This window comes from Streptosporangium sp. NPDC051023 (genome assembly GCF_040689595.1).
In the GTDB taxonomy this organism is placed as follows: domain Bacteria; phylum Actinomycetota; class Actinomycetes; order Streptosporangiales; family Streptosporangiaceae; genus Streptosporangium.
Window position 1 is genome coordinate 33,626 of record NZ_JBFBCE010000071.1, and the last position, 16,559, is coordinate 50,184.

Annotated in this window: 22 protein-coding genes; 17 read left to right on the plus strand and 5 right to left on the minus strand. The window is 68.9% G+C overall.

All coding sequences use genetic code 11. The annotated features are described in order from the left end of the window. The first annotated feature begins 102 nt into the window (after positions 1-102). The 3 genes from AB0395_RS35090 (at position 103) to AB0395_RS35100 (ending at position 2,301) form a co-directional block, all read left to right on the plus strand. Positions 103-891 (plus strand): hypothetical protein, encoded by a 789-nt coding sequence (locus AB0395_RS35090; protein ID WP_366288382.1) that lies wholly within the window; start codon positions 103-105, stop codon positions 889-891. 94 nt (positions 892-985) lie between these two features. Further along, positions 986-1,108: a hypothetical protein gene (locus AB0395_RS35095; protein WP_366288384.1), complete on the plus strand. Its 123-nt coding sequence runs from the start codon at positions 986-988 to the stop codon at positions 1,106-1,108. Then, on the plus strand, positions 1,105-2,301 hold the full coding sequence (locus tag AB0395_RS35100; RefSeq protein WP_366288386.1) for a protein-L-isoaspartate(D-aspartate) O-methyltransferase: 1,197 nt from the start codon (positions 1,105-1,107) through the stop codon (positions 2,299-2,301). The genes AB0395_RS35095 and AB0395_RS35100 overlap by 4 nt, the downstream gene beginning before the upstream one ends. A gap of 268 nt (positions 2,302-2,569) precedes the next feature. Here AB0395_RS35100 and AB0395_RS35105 read toward each other — a convergent pair whose 3' ends face one another. From AB0395_RS35105 to AB0395_RS35115, 3 genes are all read right to left on the minus strand, one after another. After that, complete coding sequence (locus AB0395_RS35105) at positions 2,570-2,977, minus strand: hypothetical protein (RefSeq protein WP_366288388.1); 408 nt, start codon at positions 2,975-2,977, stop codon at positions 2,570-2,572. 346 nt (positions 2,978-3,323) lie between these two features. After that, positions 3,324-3,599, minus strand: coding sequence for a hypothetical protein (locus AB0395_RS35110; protein ID WP_366288390.1), 276 nt, complete (start codon positions 3,597-3,599; stop codon positions 3,324-3,326). A 19-nt stretch (positions 3,600-3,618) separates the two neighbouring features. Then, positions 3,619-3,849: a hypothetical protein gene (locus tag AB0395_RS35115; RefSeq protein ID WP_366288392.1), complete on the minus strand. Its 231-nt coding sequence runs from the start codon at positions 3,847-3,849 to the stop codon at positions 3,619-3,621. A 274-nt stretch (positions 3,850-4,123) separates the two neighbouring features. Between AB0395_RS35115 and AB0395_RS35120 the strand changes: the two genes are divergently transcribed. The 7 genes from AB0395_RS35120 (at position 4,124) to AB0395_RS35150 (ending at position 8,720) form a co-directional block, all read left to right on the plus strand. Then, positions 4,124-4,501, plus strand: a complete 378-nt coding sequence (locus tag AB0395_RS35120) for an HIT domain-containing protein (protein WP_366288394.1) — start codon at positions 4,124-4,126, stop codon at positions 4,499-4,501. Next, a complete protein-coding gene (locus AB0395_RS35125) occupies positions 4,498-4,989 on the plus strand; it encodes a nucleoside 2-deoxyribosyltransferase domain-containing protein (protein ID WP_366288396.1) in 492 nt (163 codons plus the stop codon). Before AB0395_RS35120 ends, AB0395_RS35125 begins: the two co-directional genes overlap by 4 nt. Before the next feature lie 99 nt (positions 4,990-5,088). Next, positions 5,089-5,559 (plus strand): hypothetical protein, encoded by a 471-nt coding sequence (locus AB0395_RS35130; protein ID WP_366288398.1) that lies wholly within the window; start codon positions 5,089-5,091, stop codon positions 5,557-5,559. Between the two features lie 80 nt (positions 5,560-5,639). Further along, positions 5,640-6,341 (plus strand): hypothetical protein, encoded by a 702-nt coding sequence (locus AB0395_RS35135; protein WP_366288400.1) that lies wholly within the window; start codon positions 5,640-5,642, stop codon positions 6,339-6,341. After that, positions 6,334-7,254 carry a site-specific integrase gene (locus tag AB0395_RS35140; RefSeq protein WP_366288402.1) on the plus strand — a complete coding sequence of 307 codons (921 nt, stop codon included), beginning with the start codon at positions 6,334-6,336 and terminating at the stop codon, positions 7,252-7,254. The genes AB0395_RS35135 and AB0395_RS35140 overlap by 8 nt, the downstream gene beginning before the upstream one ends. A gap of 388 nt (positions 7,255-7,642) precedes the next feature. Then, positions 7,643-7,960, plus strand: coding sequence for a hypothetical protein (locus tag AB0395_RS35145; RefSeq protein WP_366288404.1), 318 nt, complete (start codon positions 7,643-7,645; stop codon positions 7,958-7,960). Positions 7,961-8,144: 184 nt separating this feature from the next. Continuing rightward, a complete protein-coding gene (locus AB0395_RS35150; protein WP_366288406.1) occupies positions 8,145-8,720 on the plus strand; it encodes a hypothetical protein in 576 nt (191 codons plus the stop codon). An 87-nt stretch (positions 8,721-8,807) separates the two neighbouring features. Here AB0395_RS35150 and AB0395_RS35155 read toward each other — a convergent pair whose 3' ends face one another. Further along, on the minus strand, positions 8,808-9,191 hold the full coding sequence (locus AB0395_RS35155; protein WP_366288408.1) for a hypothetical protein: 384 nt from the start codon (positions 9,189-9,191) through the stop codon (positions 8,808-8,810). Further along, positions 9,167-10,825 carry a TROVE domain-containing protein gene (locus AB0395_RS35160; protein WP_366288410.1) on the minus strand — a complete coding sequence of 553 codons (1,659 nt, stop codon included), beginning with the start codon at positions 10,823-10,825 and terminating at the stop codon, positions 9,167-9,169. The genes AB0395_RS35155 and AB0395_RS35160 overlap by 25 nt, the downstream gene beginning before the upstream one ends. A gap of 765 nt (positions 10,826-11,590) precedes the next feature. Here AB0395_RS35160 and AB0395_RS35165 point away from each other — a divergent pair. The 7 genes from AB0395_RS35165 to AB0395_RS35195 form a co-directional block, all read left to right on the plus strand. After that, entirely contained in the window at positions 11,591-11,986 is a 396-nt protein-coding gene (locus AB0395_RS35165; RefSeq protein ID WP_366288411.1) for an ATP-binding protein, read from the plus strand. A gap of 63 nt (positions 11,987-12,049) precedes the next feature. Next, the gene (locus AB0395_RS35170) at positions 12,050-12,694 is read left to right on the plus strand and encodes a hypothetical protein (RefSeq protein WP_366288413.1); all 645 of its coding nucleotides are present in this window, start codon (positions 12,050-12,052) and stop codon (positions 12,692-12,694) included. Beyond that, the gene (locus AB0395_RS35175) at positions 12,691-13,353 is read left to right on the plus strand and encodes a hypothetical protein (protein ID WP_366288415.1); all 663 of its coding nucleotides are present in this window, start codon (positions 12,691-12,693) and stop codon (positions 13,351-13,353) included. The genes AB0395_RS35170 and AB0395_RS35175 overlap by 4 nt, the downstream gene beginning before the upstream one ends. Continuing rightward, positions 13,350-15,089, plus strand: coding sequence for a DEAD/DEAH box helicase (locus tag AB0395_RS35180; protein WP_366288417.1), 1,740 nt, complete (start codon positions 13,350-13,352; stop codon positions 15,087-15,089). The genes AB0395_RS35175 and AB0395_RS35180 overlap by 4 nt, the downstream gene beginning before the upstream one ends. 159 nt (positions 15,090-15,248) lie before the next feature. Further along, complete coding sequence (locus AB0395_RS35185) at positions 15,249-15,686, plus strand: hypothetical protein (protein WP_366288419.1); 438 nt, start codon at positions 15,249-15,251, stop codon at positions 15,684-15,686. Positions 15,687-15,697: 11 nt separating this feature from the next. Next, positions 15,698-16,066, plus strand: a complete 369-nt coding sequence (locus AB0395_RS35190) for a hypothetical protein (protein WP_366288421.1) — start codon at positions 15,698-15,700, stop codon at positions 16,064-16,066. After that, the coding region (locus AB0395_RS35195; RefSeq protein WP_366288423.1) for a DNA polymerase III subunit beta at positions 16,063-16,559 on the plus strand (497 nt) is incomplete at its 3' end. The genes AB0395_RS35190 and AB0395_RS35195, both read left to right, overlap by 4 nt.

Below are 16,559 nucleotides of genomic sequence, written 5' to 3' on the forward strand. Positions count from 1 at the left end.
ATGCTGACCCCCGATCACGCACCCCGGGAAACCGGCGCGCCGTGCCACCCCCAGAACACCGGCCCCACGGGGCCGCGATGACCTCTGGGCTGAAAGGGCACGATGACCGACACCTCGCGCGACCTCGAACCGTCCCCTCCCGACCCGGCGAAGCAGACACCGCGCCCCAAGCGGCTGCTCACCCAGAACTCCGATCTACGACGCATCGGCGTATGGAACTGGTCGATCCCGGCGCTGGCCGCACGGCTGGCCAACGGCCGTACGATCCGCACCTGCCCGGCCGCCGGCGTTTGCGCCCGGGTCTGCTACGCCCGCAACGGCACCTACAACATCCCCTCGGTGCGGGCCCGGCACGTCGCCAACCTCACCTACGTCTTGGACGACCCCGACGGCTGGGAACGGCAGATGACGGCCGAGCTGAACGGCACGCGCTTCGCCGGCAGGTGGATCCGCGTCCACGACGCGGGCGACTTCTTCTCCGACGGCTACCTGGCCGCCTGGCTGCGCATCATGCGCTCCTGCCCGGGAGTGAACTTCTACTGCTACACCAAGGAGGTCGAGCGGTTCCGGCGCCTGGTCGAGCCCGACCCGCCCGCGAACTTCAAGTGGGTCTACTCCTACGGCGGCACCGAGGACGCACTCCTGCGTGACGGCGACCGCGTCGCCGATGTCTTCCCCGACGAGGAGGCGATCCACGCCGCCGGGTGGCACTCTCAGGACGCCTCCGACCTGCTGGCCGTGCTGGGCCCGGCGCCGGTCGGCATCCCTGCCAACAACATCCCGCGGTTCCAGCGCCTCCAGGGGAACCAGACCCTCAGCCAGTGGCAGGCCGATCTCGACGCCCAACGCACCGCGCGCCGCGAAGGGCGAATAAAGGGACTGGATGCATGAACCTATTCCGCGAACAGCTACTACCCCGCCTTGTCGATCTCTAGCCTTACCCACAACGCTCCACGTCAGGAGCCCGGCGAGGAAAGGGAGACACATGGGAGATCACCAGGGCAAGCCCGGCGATAAAGAGAAGGACTTCGTGCTGCCGCCGCTGACGAAGGAGAAGTCCGACGGCCGTCCCGACGACGGTAAGCACGCGAAGCCCAGCTCGAAATGACCGCAGGCCTGGGGCCGGGACGGCGGCGTCTGCGTGAGCGCCTGCTGGCCTCCGGCGCGATGTCCCCGGACTGGGCCCCCGCCTACGACGCCGTCCCCCGCGAGTTGTTCCTACCCGAGGTGATGTGGCCCTCCGTCGAGGGACAGCGCATCGTGGTCTCCAGGGCCGACGACCCCGCCGAATGGCTGCGATGGGCTGAGGCGGATGTGCCCCTCACCACGCAGTGGGACGACGGCCATCACGACGGCCCTGAGCATGGCGAGCTGGCGACAAGCTCTAGTTCGATGCCCGGTGTGGTGTTCGACATGCTCCGGGAGCTGTCAGTTTTCGACGGGGCGAGGGCGTTGGAGGTGGGCACCGGTACCGGCTGGTGCGCGGCCCTGTTGTCGGCCCGGCTGGGTGAGGACAACGTGGCCTCGATCGAGATCGATGAGGCGGTGGCCACGTCGGCGCGTACGGCGCTGGCCTCCGCCGGGTGGCATCCGTGGCTCGTCGTCGGTGACGGGCTGCTCGGCTGGCCGGAGCGGGCGCCCTACGATCGGATTCTCGTAACGGCGGGGGTGCGGGAGGTTCCGCGGGCCTGGATCGAGCAGGCCCGGCCCGGCGGCGTGATCGTGATGCCGTGGGGGCCGGCCTTCACCGATCAGAATGCCCTCGTGCGGCTGGTCGTCGAGGACGATGGCACCGCCAGCGGGCGTTTCGTCGGCCCCACCCGGTTCATGCACATGCGTTCCCAGCGCGGCACCTGGCCCCGGCATCGGGACTACCTGCCCGACGGCTGGCCCGCCGACACCCGCGAGTCCACGACCTCGCTCACCGAGTCCGACGTCTTGTCCGATGATTCCTACGCCGCGGTGGACTTCGTGCTCGGTCTGCTGATGCCCGAGTGTGTCTACACCTACGGCCGCTCTCCGCGCGGCACCATGACGGTATGGCTGTACGGCCTGGGTGACCTGTCGTGGGCGGCGGTGTACTTCAACGCCGACGACCCTTCGGCCTCGCAGGTCTCCCAGGGCGGGCCGCGCAACTTGTGGGACGAGGTCGAGCACGCCTACCGCTGGTGGGTCGAGCGGGGACGGCCGGGGCATGAGGAGTTCGGACTCACCGTCACCGCGGATGGCCACCAGGAGGTGTGGCTGGGAGAGCCGTCTGTCCGTTTGGTTGTCGGCGGGTCGCGGACCGCCAGGTGTTGAACACGGCGTGCGTTCCGGGGTGTGAGCGGGCACCGTACCGACCTACCGTAAGTCAAGGTGGGGCCGATGGTTTGCCTCCCATCGGCCCCGGCGGTGCACACACCGCCTACGCGGTTCCGCATATCACTCCGCCCGTCCAGTATCGCGGGCCTTGGCCGCGCCGACCAAGCGCCGTGGACGAGTGTGAACATCCGGGAACACATCCGAACGCCACTAAACGATGATCGGCTTGGCGCGGTAGTCGCGCCAAGCCGATCTGGTGGGCTTACTACGGGCCCGAGATGCTGTCGAGGGGGACATAGAAGGTGGCACCGCCCCCGGTGCGGATCTCGATTATGATGCCGTGCTCACCGTGCCGGGGCTCATCAGTGGCGACACCGCTGCGCGGGGGATGCGTGATGAAGGTGCCATAGCGGTCGGTGGCCGAGCTGGTGAAGGTCACCTGCTGCCCCTCCCGGAAGTTCAGGACCCGGGGGTCGATCCCGTAGGGGCCGTCCTCCACCTCCAGGTCGTATCGGGGGTCGAGGTCGAGGACGGCCAGGCGTGGATCGGCAGAGGCCTCGGCGACGAGGGCGCGGACTCGCGCGACGAGTTCGTCCCAGGCCGCTCCCTCGGCAGGGTGCTCACCGGGTTCGAGCCTCAGGACGATTTTGATCTCGTGACTGTCTCGTGCCATGCAGTTCTCCTTGGTCAGCTCTGGTGAAGAGTGAGGACTGGCAGAGCGTGCGGCTCTCCTGGCCCTAGGTAGACATCGCCCCGGCACCGTACGCCCCAGTTGGGGTCGTGCAAGGTGCCGCCGCGGCGCAGAGGCTCCAGGACGCGGCGGGTGAACGCCACGCTGAGTGCTGCGCCCCGGCCAAAGACCCACTTGTCGACGATGAGCGCCCCTTCAGGGATATCGGCCGCAGAGATGAGTGTGTAGTCCGGGTTCCCGGACGTGCAGATCGTGGTCATCGGTCAGCATTCACCAGCGTTCTCCTGTCAGCGATTAGAAATGTACGGCAACTTAGCGGGAGGCGAGGCTAGAAATTCCCATCGAGCAGCCGGAGGGCAGCGACGGCGAACGCCTCGTGGATCTGCGGAGGGGTGTGGCCCCGTTCGGTGAGGGTCCGCACCAGCCCGGAGGCGAACCACAGCACGCGGCCCGCGGTCTCCTCGTCGAAGATGTGGAGGTCGACCGTGAGGATGCGCAGCATCTCCTCGGCGGTGCGTCGGGCCTGGTCGAAGTCGCTACCGCCGTTGGCGACGGCGCGGAAGGCTCGCTGTAGGTCGGTGCGCTCGATCGGAGTGAGTGTCATAAGTGCCTCCTGGCCGGGGTTAAAGCTGGTGAAAGCGAGTGGTGACGAAGAAACCCTTGACTTCGACGTGTTCGCGGGCGTAGCCGAGGGTGCGGTATTCACGCGTGTTGAGCGTCGCTTGGATGGCCTGCTCCTGGAGCGCCTCCTTGTCAAGGCCCCCCGAAACATCCCAATCGTTGATCTGGAGCGTTACGCCGCCCTTATTTCTGCCCTCCTTGATCTGCAGGAGCAGGATGGTGCTGACTTCCATGGCGTCCTCCTGGGGGAGTCGGTCCGTGCGTCTAAAGTACAGGTACTTAGCTCACCTGTCGAGGTGTCGCAGAAAACGCCGGATTTTCTGCGGTAACCCGTCGGGTGTGACCACACGACCTGCGATGCCGGATAGCGCCCCCCGGGGCGACTCGCACGTGTTTTCTGCGGCAACTAGACAGGGATGCTAAGTGACCGTACCATCATTGGTGAATGGCTGCCGATCCGGCAGACCCAACCGAACCGCACTGTTGATCGGACCGAGGAGTCCTGACATGAAGACCTGCGTCTTCTGTGCCATTGCCGCCGGGGAAGCCCCGGCCGTCATCGTCCGTGAATGGCCCGACGCTCTCGCGGTCCGCCCGCGCAGCGGCGGCGTGAACGACGGGCACGTCTTCGTCCTGCCGCGAATCCATGTCGAGGACGCCGGCACCGACCCGGACGTGACCGCCACAGTGATGCGCCGCGCCGCCGAGCTGATGGCCGAGCACCCCGCCGCGAACCTGATCACCTCCAAAGGAGAGGCGGCGACCCAGACCGTCTACCACCTTCACGTCCACGTGGTGCCCCGGGAGGCCGACGACGGCCTGCCGCTGCCTTGGACCCCGCAGCACGCCGCCCGTGCCGCCGCACAAAACGGAGCCGCCCGGTGACCGTCAATCTCGTCATGGCCCGCGAACCGCTCCCAGTCGGACTGTCCGTGTTCCTCGCCGGGCCCACACCGGACAAGAGTGCCCCCGTGCCGTCCTGGCGCCCTGCCGCCGCAGCGGCCCTGGCCGCGCAGTGGACCGGCGACCAGCCGCTCACCGTGCTGAGCCCCGAGTCCCGGCACGGCGAGCGCGCCGACAGGTATGAGACCCAGGTGGACTGGGAGACCGAGGCCCGCGCGGTCGCCGGAGCGATCCTGTTCTGGATTCCCCGCGACCTGCGGACCCTCCCGGGAATGACCACCAACGTGGAGTTCGGTCTGGACGTCACTACCGGCCGGGCGGTGCTCGGTTGCCCGCCCGACTGCCCCAACCCCGAGCGCAACCGCTATCTGATCTACGTCGCCCGCCGACACGGTGTGCCGGTCTGCGAGACCCTTCACGACGCCGTGGCCGCCGCCCTCGCCCTGGTCGCCGCGAAGAGAACCCGGTAGTCCAGATCATCCACCGGGACATCAACAAGCCCGTCATCCAGACCTGAACCCACGTAACGTCGCCTCTGGCGCACCGCCCCCCGACCGATCGGAGAACCCATGACGACCCCCACCAACGAGACCACGATCCTTGGCCGTATCGGCGAGGCCCGCCAGGTGGCCCTGGCGCTGGAGCCGCTGCGCGAACTGCTGAACGCCTCCGACCAGGAGCTGCGGGACGCGGTGGCCGCCGGCGTGCTGGCCGACATCCCGGCGCGCACGCTGGCCAACCGGTCCGGCCTGTCCCAGGACGAGATCACGTCCTGGGACGTTCAGGAGGACGCTCCGCCGCCCGAGCCGATCGACACGGCCCGCATCGTCTGGGCGCTACACCTGGCGGGCTCGTCGCTGACCACGCTGACCAAGCAGACCACCGGCCGAGCCCTGCCAACATCCCCGCCGAGCAATAACCACCTCGCTCCGGCGGCGGTCGTAGCGAAGGCAGCCCAGCTGTTGGAGGAGGCCACCGCCAACCTGGCGCGTGCCGGGGCCGCCCTGGACTATCACGCCATTCCGCCCGTGAACCGCTGAGTGTAGGTCCCGCCACGTGTGGCTGCACCTATATATAGGCGCAGCCACCGCGAGAAGATCGGTGAATGAGAGGGGGCTGGATGAGGCGGCTGGAGGATGCCCCGCGGCGGAACGCCCCGCCGGGGCACATCGAGCGGGAGATGACGCGGTTGATCAGGTCCCGCGAGCACGAGGGGGAGCCGGTGTGGGATCTGCCGCACGGGCTCGTCGCGGTGCACTGGGACGGACAGCGCATGTGGGCGGGGGAGAAACACATCATCCCCCTCAGCGTTCTCCCTGATGCGATCCCCGAGAAGTTGATGAGGTTAGCGGGGCAGGAGACGGAACCGCAGCGCGACATGATCGAGGCGGGGCAGCAGCCGACGCTGTACGCCTTCATGCTGGTGTCCGAGTCGCACAAGGTGCTCCACGACCCGCGCACGGCGACCGAGTTCGACGCGGTGCGGATGCGGCGGGACCGCGTCGAGCGGCGGTTCCGCGAGCGCGCCGATGCGATCGAGACGTGCGACGTCATGGCGGCCGACATCGACCGCCGGTTCTGGATGGCCGAGCGTCGGCGGGACCTGCCGCGCCGGATCTCCCGCCGGTTTTGGCCCGGCCCGGATGCCGGGTGCATCTCGAAGGACAAGGACTATGTCGGGGCCCAGTTCCCAGGTGGGCAGTTCGTCCGGACCGTGGTCGGCTTGGCAATGACGACCGCGGTGATGCTCCACGGAGACAGACTGCCCAGCCCGGCCGGCAGCGGCGCCGTCATCCCCTTGCGCGGAGGTCGGCATGGGTGAAGTTCGCGCGCTCATCGTCGCCCCCACCCTGGACGATGCCGCCCGGGCGTTCTTGCACAACTACGAGAAGATCGGCTCCGACGGCACCCGGCGCGTCTACCGCATCGCGCTGAACCAGATGATCGAGCGGTTCGGCGCCCAGGCTACCTTGGGCGTCCTGGACGATCCGGCGGCGGGGGAGCGGTTCCGTGCCTGGTTCCGGGAGGCGTTCGCCGGCGCCAAGCCGCGGACGCGGGCGGGCAAGCTCGCCGCGTTGCAGTCGGCGTTCGGCTGGTGGCGCCTGCAGGGGTGGATGGTCACCGATCCCACCCAGGGGCTGACGCGGCCGTCCATCCCGCGGGACCGGACGCGGGTGCACGGCACGGAGGAGGTCGAGGCGCTGTGGGAGCGCCAGGACGTGCCGCTCCGGGAGAAGACGCTATGGCGGATGCTCTATGAAACGGCGGCCCGGTGTGAGGAGATCCTGACGCTGAATGTCGAGGACCTGGACCTGCCCAACAAGCGGGCCCGGGTGCGGCGCAAGGGCGGCACGATCGACCGGGTGTTCTGGCAGACCGGCACGGCCCGGTTGCTGCCGCGCCTGCTGGAGGGGCGCCAGCGGGGGCCGGTGTTCCTGGCCGACCGTAAGCCGCGGGGGCCGGTGGCCACCGCGGACCTGTGCCCGGTCACCGGCCGGGCCCGCCTGTCCTACCGGCGCGCTCACGAGGTCCTGCACGCGATGACCGGATGGACGCTGCACGACTTTCGGCGTGCTGCGCTGTCGCACGACTCCGACCAGGGGACCCCGATTCCGATGCTGATGGCGCGGTCGGGGCATTCGTCGTTCCGTTCGCTGGAGCCCTATATCCGCACGAGCGAGGCGGCGCTGGCACGGCACGTGGCGGCCAGCGACCCGGCGGCGCGGCGCCGATGAGGCCCAGTACCCGCACCCGAAGCTGCGGCCGGACGCAAGGAACTCATGAGGAATGACCATGGAGACCGCAACAAAGCAGATCAAGGACGCCATCGTGGCTCTGGGCGTTCCGCGGCGTTCGATCGTCGCCAGAACTGATTTAGGTATCACGTCTGCTGCGGTGCACGACGCCGTGCCCGGAAGCTCGTTGCGAACCGCGCCGAGGAGCTTGCTCAGCCGGGAATATACGGCGTCTACATCAGCCGGTATCCGTGCGGGTGCATCCCTGCCGTGCGGGTGAACACCGACCCGCGTCACGCCGGACAGGTGATCACGAGGAACGAGGAGCCCATCGACCACACCTGCCCGCCTTCGCAGGGCCCGGCACTTCAAAGGAAGGGCTGATCCCGTGGCTCCCAACGACACCCCATGGGCGCAAGCCCTCAACGACCTGTACCGCCAAGAGGGGATGACTGATCCCCTGACTCCCGACGACATTCTGCGCCGCTGCCGCTGGGCACTGAAGCACAACGAGGGCCACCCGTCCGGCGCGTGGTCGACAGGCGAACAGCTGGCCGTCGCCGTCGTCCTGGAGGACCACGCCCATCTCGACGCCATGGACTACACCGTGGAGCAGGCATACCAGCGAGTGCTCGGCGGGATGGTGTCGGCGCCGGCCGACCCTGTGGCGTGGTTCGAGAGCATCCGCGCCGAGCTGGCCCGGTGACCCCTCGCCTCGCGCACCTCCTTGAACGATCGGCCTACTTTGGGGCTGGGGACGCCTTCGGTTGCGAGGAGGAGGCCTTGAGGGGCGGTTCCGTACGTCGCCCCTTCCCCTTGTCCAGCATGCTAAGTAGACGTACTATAGAGTGTAGTCCGGTTGAGCGAGGCCGGTTACCTCAGGAGGGCCCATGACCACCCCCACCCCCACTTTCGCCACCGCCTTGGACGCGATCGAGCAGGCACGTAAATACGTGCTGGCCCTGGAAGGGATCGTCGACTACGAGGCCGACGACGCCGACAAGGAGCCTGGCGTCCGTCTCCTGTCGATCGCTGCCCGCGACTGCCTGGAGCAGGCCCGCGGCATGCACCTCGACGAGCGCCTGGCGCCGGAGCTGACCAACGTCCACAAGGCGCTGGTGTTCAACAACGAGACGTTCTACCTGGCGATGTCGCACCAGGAGCGGTGCCGCCTGGCCGCCGCGCGGGGATTCATCTACCCCGAGCACACCGAGTGGAGCGAGCGCACCAAGCCAGCCTTGGTCTTCTGGCTCAACGACGCCTACGCCCCCACCCTCATCGAGAAGGCGCGTGTGCAGGCCCGTGCCTACGCCCGGGCGGGCCGCCTGGACATGGCCGTCCAGACGCTCACCACCGCCGCGCTGGCCGCCGCCCTCTCCGAGGGGGCAACGGAGGAGGAGGCGGCCGAGGCTATCCGCCGGGCCGCGACCGAAGGCAACCGGCTCCTGGAGCGACTGGCCGCGTAGTAGTCGATCACGCAACAAGGCACCCAATCAGGGCCCCGGGATGTAGAGATCCCGGGGCCCTGGTGTTTCAGCGAGGTCAGAATGTCCTCATGTCCCCGTCGGGCCACGTCGCTTCGTTCTCGGGGCGGCGTTGAGCTGGAGCGTCATCCGTATGATCTGTGCCTGGCCGGCGGAGCACTCGACCAGCGGCGTGCAGGTTGTCAGGGAGAATCTCCACACCAGGGGCCCGGGTGCCTTGCGTCGCTTCCAGTGCCGCCGCCAGCGCATCGCGGTCAGCGCTACGGTGACGCTGCCCTTGATCCGGTATCCGGCGTCGATGGTGCAGCGCTCCAGATCATAGAGCGCACGCTGGATGGTGTGGCGCCGCAGTTCGAGATCGTTCCAGTGCTGCAGGGTGAAGTACTCGTGATACGTCATGACCCGCGCCCCGGACTCCGGACCGCCGTTCAGGCCGCCGTCTCGAACGGCCATCGCCCCTGCTGCCCCCCTTCCAGGGTGGGGATGAGGGTGAAGGTGTGGTCGGTCAGCCCGCCCATGGTGTAGCGGTTGGTCGTGCCAGCATCGACGACCGCCCCCTGCTCGCCGGTGACGTTGAAGCACCACAGGGGCACCGAGCGGGGCACGGCGTCGGTGACGTTGCCGTACTGGTAGTGGTCGTCGGCGTTGGTCTGCTCGTCGGTGATGACGATCACCCGGTCGTGCTGGCGGTAGGTGGCGTGGATCGCTGCGGCGATCTGCGTGCCGTGGCCGTAGGCGCCGTTGTCGTTGCGGCGGATGAACTGCTCGGCCGAGCGCAGCACGGAGGTGCCGGGGGGGACCTGGTGCTGGAAGGTGGTGTTGGCGAATCCCCACAGGTCGACCTTCGCGCCACGGGAGGCCAGGGTGACGCCGAACAGGGCGGCGATCATCATGCGGGAGACGGCGGAGTCAGCTGACATCTTGGTCAGCATGCTGGCCGAGACGTCGACCAGGACGAGGGAGCGGCCGGACAGATAGGGGACGTTGCCGACCGCGGTCTGGAACGCCTCGCCGAGGGGGACGCGCCATCGGTCGGAGGGGACGGCGAGGTAGGCCGACAAGAAGCGGTAGGGCAGTTGGCGCGAGCGGCGCACCTGGGCGGGGTCGGACAGGCGGGCGGCGACCTTCGCGGCGGTCTCGTCGCTCACCCCGGCCCGGTCGAGGCTGGCGAGGTTCTTCAGGGTGGCCATGTACCCCATGGTGGGCAGCATCATCTCCCAGTCGGCGGCCGTCAGCGGTTCCTTCAGCCAGCCCGCCAGGGCCTCGTGGGTCATGCCCGTCTGCTGCATGAGGCGGGTGGCGTTGGTCATGCCGAGGTTGCGCAGCAGTGCGCGCCGGGCCTCGCGGGGAACAGCGCCGAGCTGGGCGCGGGCGCTCAGGATGGGCAGGGTGGCCGGGATTAGGGTGTCGCGGCCGTGCCGGCGGTCGATGAGGTACTTGAACAGGTCGCCCTTGGGGGTGCCGCGCAGGTAGGTGTTGCCGTGGGTGGCGTGGGTGGGCTCGACGAGGTCGACGACGTCGCCGAAGCGCACCGCGTCCTCGGCTCGGTCCCACTTCAGGGTCGCGGTCTCGGTGTAGAGGCCGATGACGGCGTCGACCACGCCGCGGCGTAGCGCGATGGGCAGGGTCAGGCCGTTTTCACGCCGTTGGGGGCGGGGGGAGGCGTAGCGGGTGAGGTAGTAGTTGAGGATCGCGCCGGGCTCGTCGGCGCGCTGCAGGGCGGCGTGTACCGCTTGCCGGGAGTAGCCGCGCAGGTGGCGGAGCTGCCGGGCGCGGGCCATCTCGGCGGCGGCGACCAGGGCGCCGCTGCGGATGTTGGCGGTGCCGCGCAGCCAGCCGACGAAGGCGGTCAGCCATGCGGGGTCCTCGACGGCCTGTTCACGCACCAGGGCGCGGAAGCGGTCGGCACGCATGTCGCCGCTCTCGTAGTGGGTGCCTTCGCCGTAGAAGGCGGTGGTGCCCAGCAGGAACAGCGCGGCCTTGGGGTCGTGGGTGAAGGCCGGGGCGCCTTCGTAGGTGGTGGCGGCTGGCGGCCCGGCGAGAACGCGCAGGGGACCTGAGGGCGTGGGGCGGTTCAGCTTGGACATGTGGCTCCTAGGGCCGGAAGCCCCCGGGGGCCACGGCGGCACGTCCGAATCAGGGTCGGTGGCGGTCTCGTTGCCACTAACACCCCGGGCTTCCTCGTCAAAAGCCCCGCAGGTACAGGGATCGAACCTGTTGATGTAGCCGTCACCTGCATCTCGGACGCACCGTCGTGGTGTCCATCGAGGGCCTGCCGAATCGGGGTGGCGGCGGTGACAGCGCCCGAAGGGGCACCACTTGCAATGTGATGTAACCGTCGCCTGCATCTCGGAGGCTGCCTTAACGGTAAGTGCTAAGTAGCTGTACGTTCAATCTTGAATGGCCATGTGTTGTTAAGTATCTGTCCAATGGTTGCCATGCTGTTGGTGGGGGGCGAACCATGGGAGGTGGCCGGTTTGGAGCGGACCGGCCTCAACTCACCCAGGAGGCGCCATGAAGCCCGAAAGCGCTATGCCCGACCTGCCGCCGTGCCCGATAGGGGCGTGCACCAACGGAGTCGTCTGGAACGCGGGGACGACCACGCAGACGAACTGCCCCGTCTGCAGGCCCGGATGGGGAGCGAGGTAACGCTGGCGCGGGCGGCGCCCGACACCCTTCGGGCGCCGCCCCTCTCCGGGATTGAAGGCATAGAAAGCCTGACGGATCTCTGGGATAACCCAGCATGACCAGAGGTCACGACCTACGGTAGGTACACCACCCTGCGCGCACAGTCACATGGGTCCTGAGTGCCTGGCACATCTCGTATACACCAGCCTGGATCTGGAGAATCGATGGACGCCTCCCCCATCATCGCCCGCTTCGACGGCCTTCCCTCCTCCGTCGGCCCGGTACGCGACCTCGTCACCCAGGCGCTGGAGGTGCACCCCCGACGCGACGATGCGGTACTGATGGCCTCGGAGGTGGCGACCAACGCCGTCCGGCACACCGCCTCCGGAACCCCCGGGGTCGGGTTCGAGGTGGTGATCCGGCCCGTCGACAGCGCCAGGATCCGGATCGAGGTACACGACGCGGGGGGCGACGGCGTCCCCATGGTGTGTCGTCGGCCGGGCGACAGCGACGGGCTCGACGGGCGGGGGCTGACCATAGTGAACCTTCTGGCCGATCGGTGGGGGCACGGCCGCGCGCCGGGGACGGGCACGATCGTGTGGTTCGAGGTCGCAGGGTAGCTTGCCCAGCCTACTAAGTACCCGTACCATCGATGGGGAAGCCATCGACCCCCAGGAGTGCTCATGACCGACACCTCCACCACGCTCTGGGACCAGATCCCGCGCAGCGTCCGAACCTACCTCGGCGCCCGTGAGCCGTACTTCGACCCCGCATCCCACCTGATGCAGTTCCGGGTGGGCGCGGCCACGATCAACCGGCAGATCATCATCACCGGCGCCAGCAACCGCTACGCCGTCGAGGTCGGCCAGACCAACCCCACCACACGCCAGTGGCATGTTGAGCGGTCCGCCGCCGACGTCACGGCCCGAGCGCTGGGGGAGACGTTGATGCGCCTGGTGGATCAAGCTGGCTGCGGCATGCCGATCGACCACCCCGCCCTGGAGGCGGCCTACGACGCCATCAGCCCGGCCACCCGGTCGAGGCTGGGCATGGGCACGCCCACGTCGATCATCCGCGACGAGACGCACCCGCGCCTGCACATCTACCTCGACGACGCCGTCATCCCCGGCCGGATCGCCGTCATCACCTACCATCCGGCCATGCCGCCCGAGCAGCGCTACAGCGTCGCCCTGATCCTGCGCCGCCCCGGGGCGACACTCGGCAACCCGGTTTGGAAGTGGCTGGCCGAGGTGTGCTACTTCCCGCTGGAGGCGGTGGAGGAGAACCTGATCGAGCGTCTGCACTACACCCGCGGGTGGCTCGCATGAGCGGCTCGACGCAGGACAGAATCACGGCGCCCTGGCCGTCGGCCGTCGTGGGATGCCTGAACGCCTACCAGGCCTTGGGGTACGCCGTCCTCTACCGCTGCCAGGCGCCCGATCATGACGAACCGCTGCCCGCCCTGGTGGCCACCGAGGAGGGGTGGGTGTGCCCGGATTCGCAGTGCGCCTACACCCAGAACTGGGCGTGTGCCGAACACGGTGACGGGCGGGCCACGGCCGCGGCCGAGATCTTCGCCGACCTGCTGGGGGAGCGCATGACGCCGGGTGCGGCGGCCACCGCCGAGCAGGTGGTCACCGTTCTGGCCGGCAACCGCTTCTTCTGGGCCGACGAGTACGAGCTGCACCAGTCGATCGCCGGGCTGCTTGTCGCGGGCGGGTTCGAGGTGCGGCAGGAGGTGCCGCTGTCCACCGGCGGCCGAATCGACCTGATGACCGGCCGGGTGGGGATCGAGATCAAGGTGAATGGCCGCCCGTCGGAGGTGATGCGGCAGATCACCCGGTATGCCGCATCACCGGACATCGACGCCCTGGTGCTGGCCACCACCCGCGCCACCCACCGCATCATCGCGCGCACCATCGGCACCGAAGGCGTGGTCAACGACACACCGGTGACGATCGTGCAGATCAACGGAATGGCCCTGTGAGCACCCCGAGAACCTACGGCCGCCTGGTGCACGGCACCGACCATGAGGGCAGGCTGCTGTGGGGAATCCGGGCGCAGCCGCACGTGGCGATGCGGATCAAGCGGATGTTCCCGCGGGTGGAGCAGGGCCGCAAGGGCGACATCTACCTGCGCGGTACCCAGGAGGTTGCCCGCGACCTGGAATGGCTGCTCGAACGCTTCCCACTGGAGTTGTCGCCGGAGACCGCGGCCGTGCTACGGGCCGAGGCCGAGGCGCACCGGGCGGCCGAGGAGACGGTCGCGGCGATCCTGGAGGGGTACCGGCCGCCGGACTCCTGGCAGGCTCCGGCCCGCCCTGCGCGCGACTACCAGCAGCAGGCCGCCGACATCGTGCACGCCATGCACGGCGTGCTGATCGGCGACCCTCTCGGGCTCGGCAAATCCTTCACCTCGCTGCTGGTGCTGCGGGATCCGGCGGCACTGCCCGCCATCGTGGCCTGCCCCACCCACCTGCCGCGGCAATGGCTCAAGGAGCTGGGCAACACGCTGCCGTGGCTGCACGGCCACATCGTCACCGGCACCAAGCCCTACGATCCGGCCACCCGGCGCGGCAGCGGAGGCCAGCAGCCCGACGTGTGGATCATCCCGTATTCGCGGCTGGCCGGGTGGGCGCACCACCTGCACGGCAAGATCAACACGTTGATCTTCGACGAGGTGCAGGAACTGCGCAACGGCACCAACACTGCCAAGGGCAGGGCCGCGGCCCTGCTCGGGGATGACAGCCGATACCGGGTCGGGCTGTCGGCCACGCCGGTCTACAACTACGGCGACGAGGCGTGGGAGATCTACGACATCCTCGCCCCGGGCGTCCTCGGCAGCCGGGAGGAGTTCCTGCGCGAGTGGGGCGGCGGCGAGCGCGGCCAGGACCGGCGCGTGAAGGTCGCCAATCCGCGCGCCCTGGGCACCTACCTGCGTGACGCCGGGCTGCTGGTGGCCCGCACCCGCGCCGAGGTCGGACGGGAGCTTTCCGAGCCGGTCCGGGTCACCCAGGAGGTCGACACCGACCAGGCGATCATCGACCAGGTGGCCGGGGACGTGTCGGCCATGGCGGAACTGCTGCTGTCGACCGACAGCGACCCCAAGGAACGCTGGCACGCCGCCGGTCAGATCGACTGGCGGATGCGGGAGGCCACCGGGATCGCCAAGGCGCCGTATGTGGCCGAGTTCGTGCGGCTGCTGCTGGAGTCGGAGCGGCAGGTCGTGCTGTGGGGCTGGCACCGCGCGGTCTACGACATCTGGATGGAGCGGCTGAAGGCCTTCAACCCGGTGCTCTACACCGGAAGCGAGACGACCGCGGGTAAGGGGCGCAGTGCCGAGGCGTTCATCTCGGGCCGCTCACGGGTGCTCATCATGTCGCTGCGGTCCGGCGCCGGCCTGGATGGGCTGCAAGAAGTGTGCAACGTCGGGGTGTTCGGTGAGCTGGACTGGTCGCCGGGCGTGCACAACCAGTGTGAGGGCCGTCTGGCGCGCGAGGGCCAGGAGAACGAGGTCGTCACCTACTTCATGGCGTCGGAGGGCGGCACCGACCCGCTGATGATCGAGGTTCTCGGGGTCAAGGCCGGGCAGGCCGAGCCGATGATGAACCCTGACGCCGCGGCGTTCGCGCCGGTGGCCGGTGACGTGAACCGGGCCCGGTTGCTGGCCGCCAGCGTGCTGGATCGGGCCCGCCGCCGGTCGGGTCAGCTCGCAGTGGCCTGAGGCGGCGACGTAAACGCACCACCCCCGCCACGGTGGGGTGGTGCGTTTCGCCTTGTCATGGCCGGTGAATCCCGGGAAGCCCCTTGCCCCTCTCGCTAAGTAGACGTACATTAGATGTGTCGGAAGTTGAGCGGACGTCCGGCAGTCAGGAGAACGACCGTGGACACCACCTCCCGCCGCGCCGTCTTGGAGGCGCTGATCGACTCCGAACCGGTCCGGTTGGAGGACCTGCTGGCCGAACTGCGTCGCATCTGGGGCCACCGCCCCGGCGTCACCGAGCAGAAGATGTCGGCCGCCCTGCGCGAACTCGGCCAGACCGACGTCGAGCTGCCCTGGGCCCGGAGGATTGCCCAGTGGGGGGTCATCCAGATCAGCGCCGTCGACACCGCGCTGCTGGACCTGTGGGAGGAGATCACCCACTGGGCCCGCCAAGTGGCCGACCCCTACGCCGGAGGCGAGCTGTTCGCCGACGACGGCGACGACCACTACTCGACCATGGACCTCGATCTATGGCAGGAGGAGTGCGAGCGCCACCTGAACGACGCCCTGACCGCCGCCGCCCACTACGCCCTTCCGGCGTCCGCGAACGCCGCATGAAGGAGAAGCCCATGACCGCACAGCCCATCGAGGCCACCGCCGAGATCAGCATCGATCCCGGCCTGCTGACCGCCCTCATCGAGCGTGCCCTGCACCTGAGCACCCCTGAGGGCTGCCACATGAACTGTCCCGTCTGCTGGGCGGAGGCCCTGCTGACCCCCGAGGTGGAGGAGGAACTGCCTCCTTTCACCGTGCTCACCGACACCACCGGAGGAGACCCGATGCGTTTCGTCTACGACTACGACAAGCTCCCCGCGGACGAGACCCCGGTCGGGCCGCAGGGCGTCCTGTTCGCCGTCGCGGCCGACGACACTCCCCCCGGACAGGCCCCGGCTCAGAACGAGACTGCGGGCGAGCCCACCGGGGAGGAGTCGCAGTGAAGTTCATCGCGGAGCAGACGGTGCTGGCCGAGGCGGCGGCATGGGTGGCCAAAGGGCTGCCCCGTCGCCCGGCGGTGCCGATCCTGTCACACATCAAGATCGAGGTCGCCGCCGGTCAGATACGTCTGCAGGCCTTCGACTACGACATGTCCCTGTCGGTCGCGGTGGAGGCCGACACCGGCGACAGCGGAACGTTCCTGGTCCCCGGCCACCTGCTGGCGGCCGTGCTCGCCACCGCACCCCACGGACCGGTCAGCGTCGATGTGGATGCCGCCCAGGCCGTCCTGCAGGCCGGCAAGGCGGTGTTCACCATCCCGGTGGGACGGGTGGAGGACTACCCCGCCCTGCCGACGATGCCCGACCCTGACGGCGAGCTTCCCGCCCAGGAGTTCATCCAGGCGGTCAAGCAGGTCGCGGTCGCGGCCGGCCGGCGTGGTGCCCACGATGATCTGCGAGGCCGTCGCCGGATCGGCGCTGTAGGTGACGAAGGACA

Excerpts from the sequence above, each read along its gene's own strand:
- AB0395_RS35090 (WP_366288382.1), top strand. The coding sequence starts at position 103 with ATGACCGACACCTCGCGCGACCTCGAACCGTCCCCTCCCGACCCGGCG.
- AB0395_RS35095 (WP_366288384.1), top strand. The coding sequence starts at position 986 with ATGGGAGATCACCAGGGCAAGCCCGGCGATAAAGAGAAGGACTTCGTG.
- AB0395_RS35100 (WP_366288386.1), top strand. The coding sequence starts at position 1,105 with ATGACCGCAGGCCTGGGGCCGGGACGGCGGCGTCTGCGTGAGCGCCTG.
- AB0395_RS35105 (WP_366288388.1), bottom strand. The coding sequence starts at position 2,977 with ATGGCACGAGACAGTCACGAGATCAAAATCGTCCTGAGGCTCGAACCC.
- AB0395_RS35110 (WP_366288390.1), bottom strand. The coding sequence starts at position 3,599 with ATGACACTCACTCCGATCGAGCGCACCGACCTACAGCGAGCCTTCCGC.
- AB0395_RS35115 (WP_366288392.1), bottom strand. The coding sequence starts at position 3,849 with ATGGAAGTCAGCACCATCCTGCTCCTGCAGATCAAGGAGGGCAGAAAT.
- AB0395_RS35120 (WP_366288394.1), top strand. The coding sequence starts at position 4,124 with ATGAAGACCTGCGTCTTCTGTGCCATTGCCGCCGGGGAAGCCCCGGCC.
- AB0395_RS35130 (WP_366288398.1), top strand. The coding sequence starts at position 5,089 with ATGACGACCCCCACCAACGAGACCACGATCCTTGGCCGTATCGGCGAG.
- AB0395_RS35135 (WP_366288400.1), top strand. The coding sequence starts at position 5,640 with ATGAGGCGGCTGGAGGATGCCCCGCGGCGGAACGCCCCGCCGGGGCAC.
- AB0395_RS35140 (WP_366288402.1), top strand. The coding sequence starts at position 6,334 with ATGGGTGAAGTTCGCGCGCTCATCGTCGCCCCCACCCTGGACGATGCC.
- AB0395_RS35150 (WP_366288406.1), top strand. The coding sequence starts at position 8,145 with ATGACCACCCCCACCCCCACTTTCGCCACCGCCTTGGACGCGATCGAG.
- AB0395_RS35155 (WP_366288408.1), bottom strand. The coding sequence starts at position 9,191 with ATGGCCGTTCGAGACGGCGGCCTGAACGGCGGTCCGGAGTCCGGGGCG.
- AB0395_RS35160 (WP_366288410.1), bottom strand. The coding sequence starts at position 10,825 with ATGTCCAAGCTGAACCGCCCCACGCCCTCAGGTCCCCTGCGCGTTCTC.
- AB0395_RS35165 (WP_366288411.1), top strand. The coding sequence starts at position 11,591 with ATGGACGCCTCCCCCATCATCGCCCGCTTCGACGGCCTTCCCTCCTCC.
- AB0395_RS35170 (WP_366288413.1), top strand. The coding sequence starts at position 12,050 with ATGACCGACACCTCCACCACGCTCTGGGACCAGATCCCGCGCAGCGTC.
- AB0395_RS35175 (WP_366288415.1), top strand. The coding sequence starts at position 12,691 with ATGAGCGGCTCGACGCAGGACAGAATCACGGCGCCCTGGCCGTCGGCC.
- AB0395_RS35190 (WP_366288421.1), top strand. The coding sequence starts at position 15,698 with ATGACCGCACAGCCCATCGAGGCCACCGCCGAGATCAGCATCGATCCC.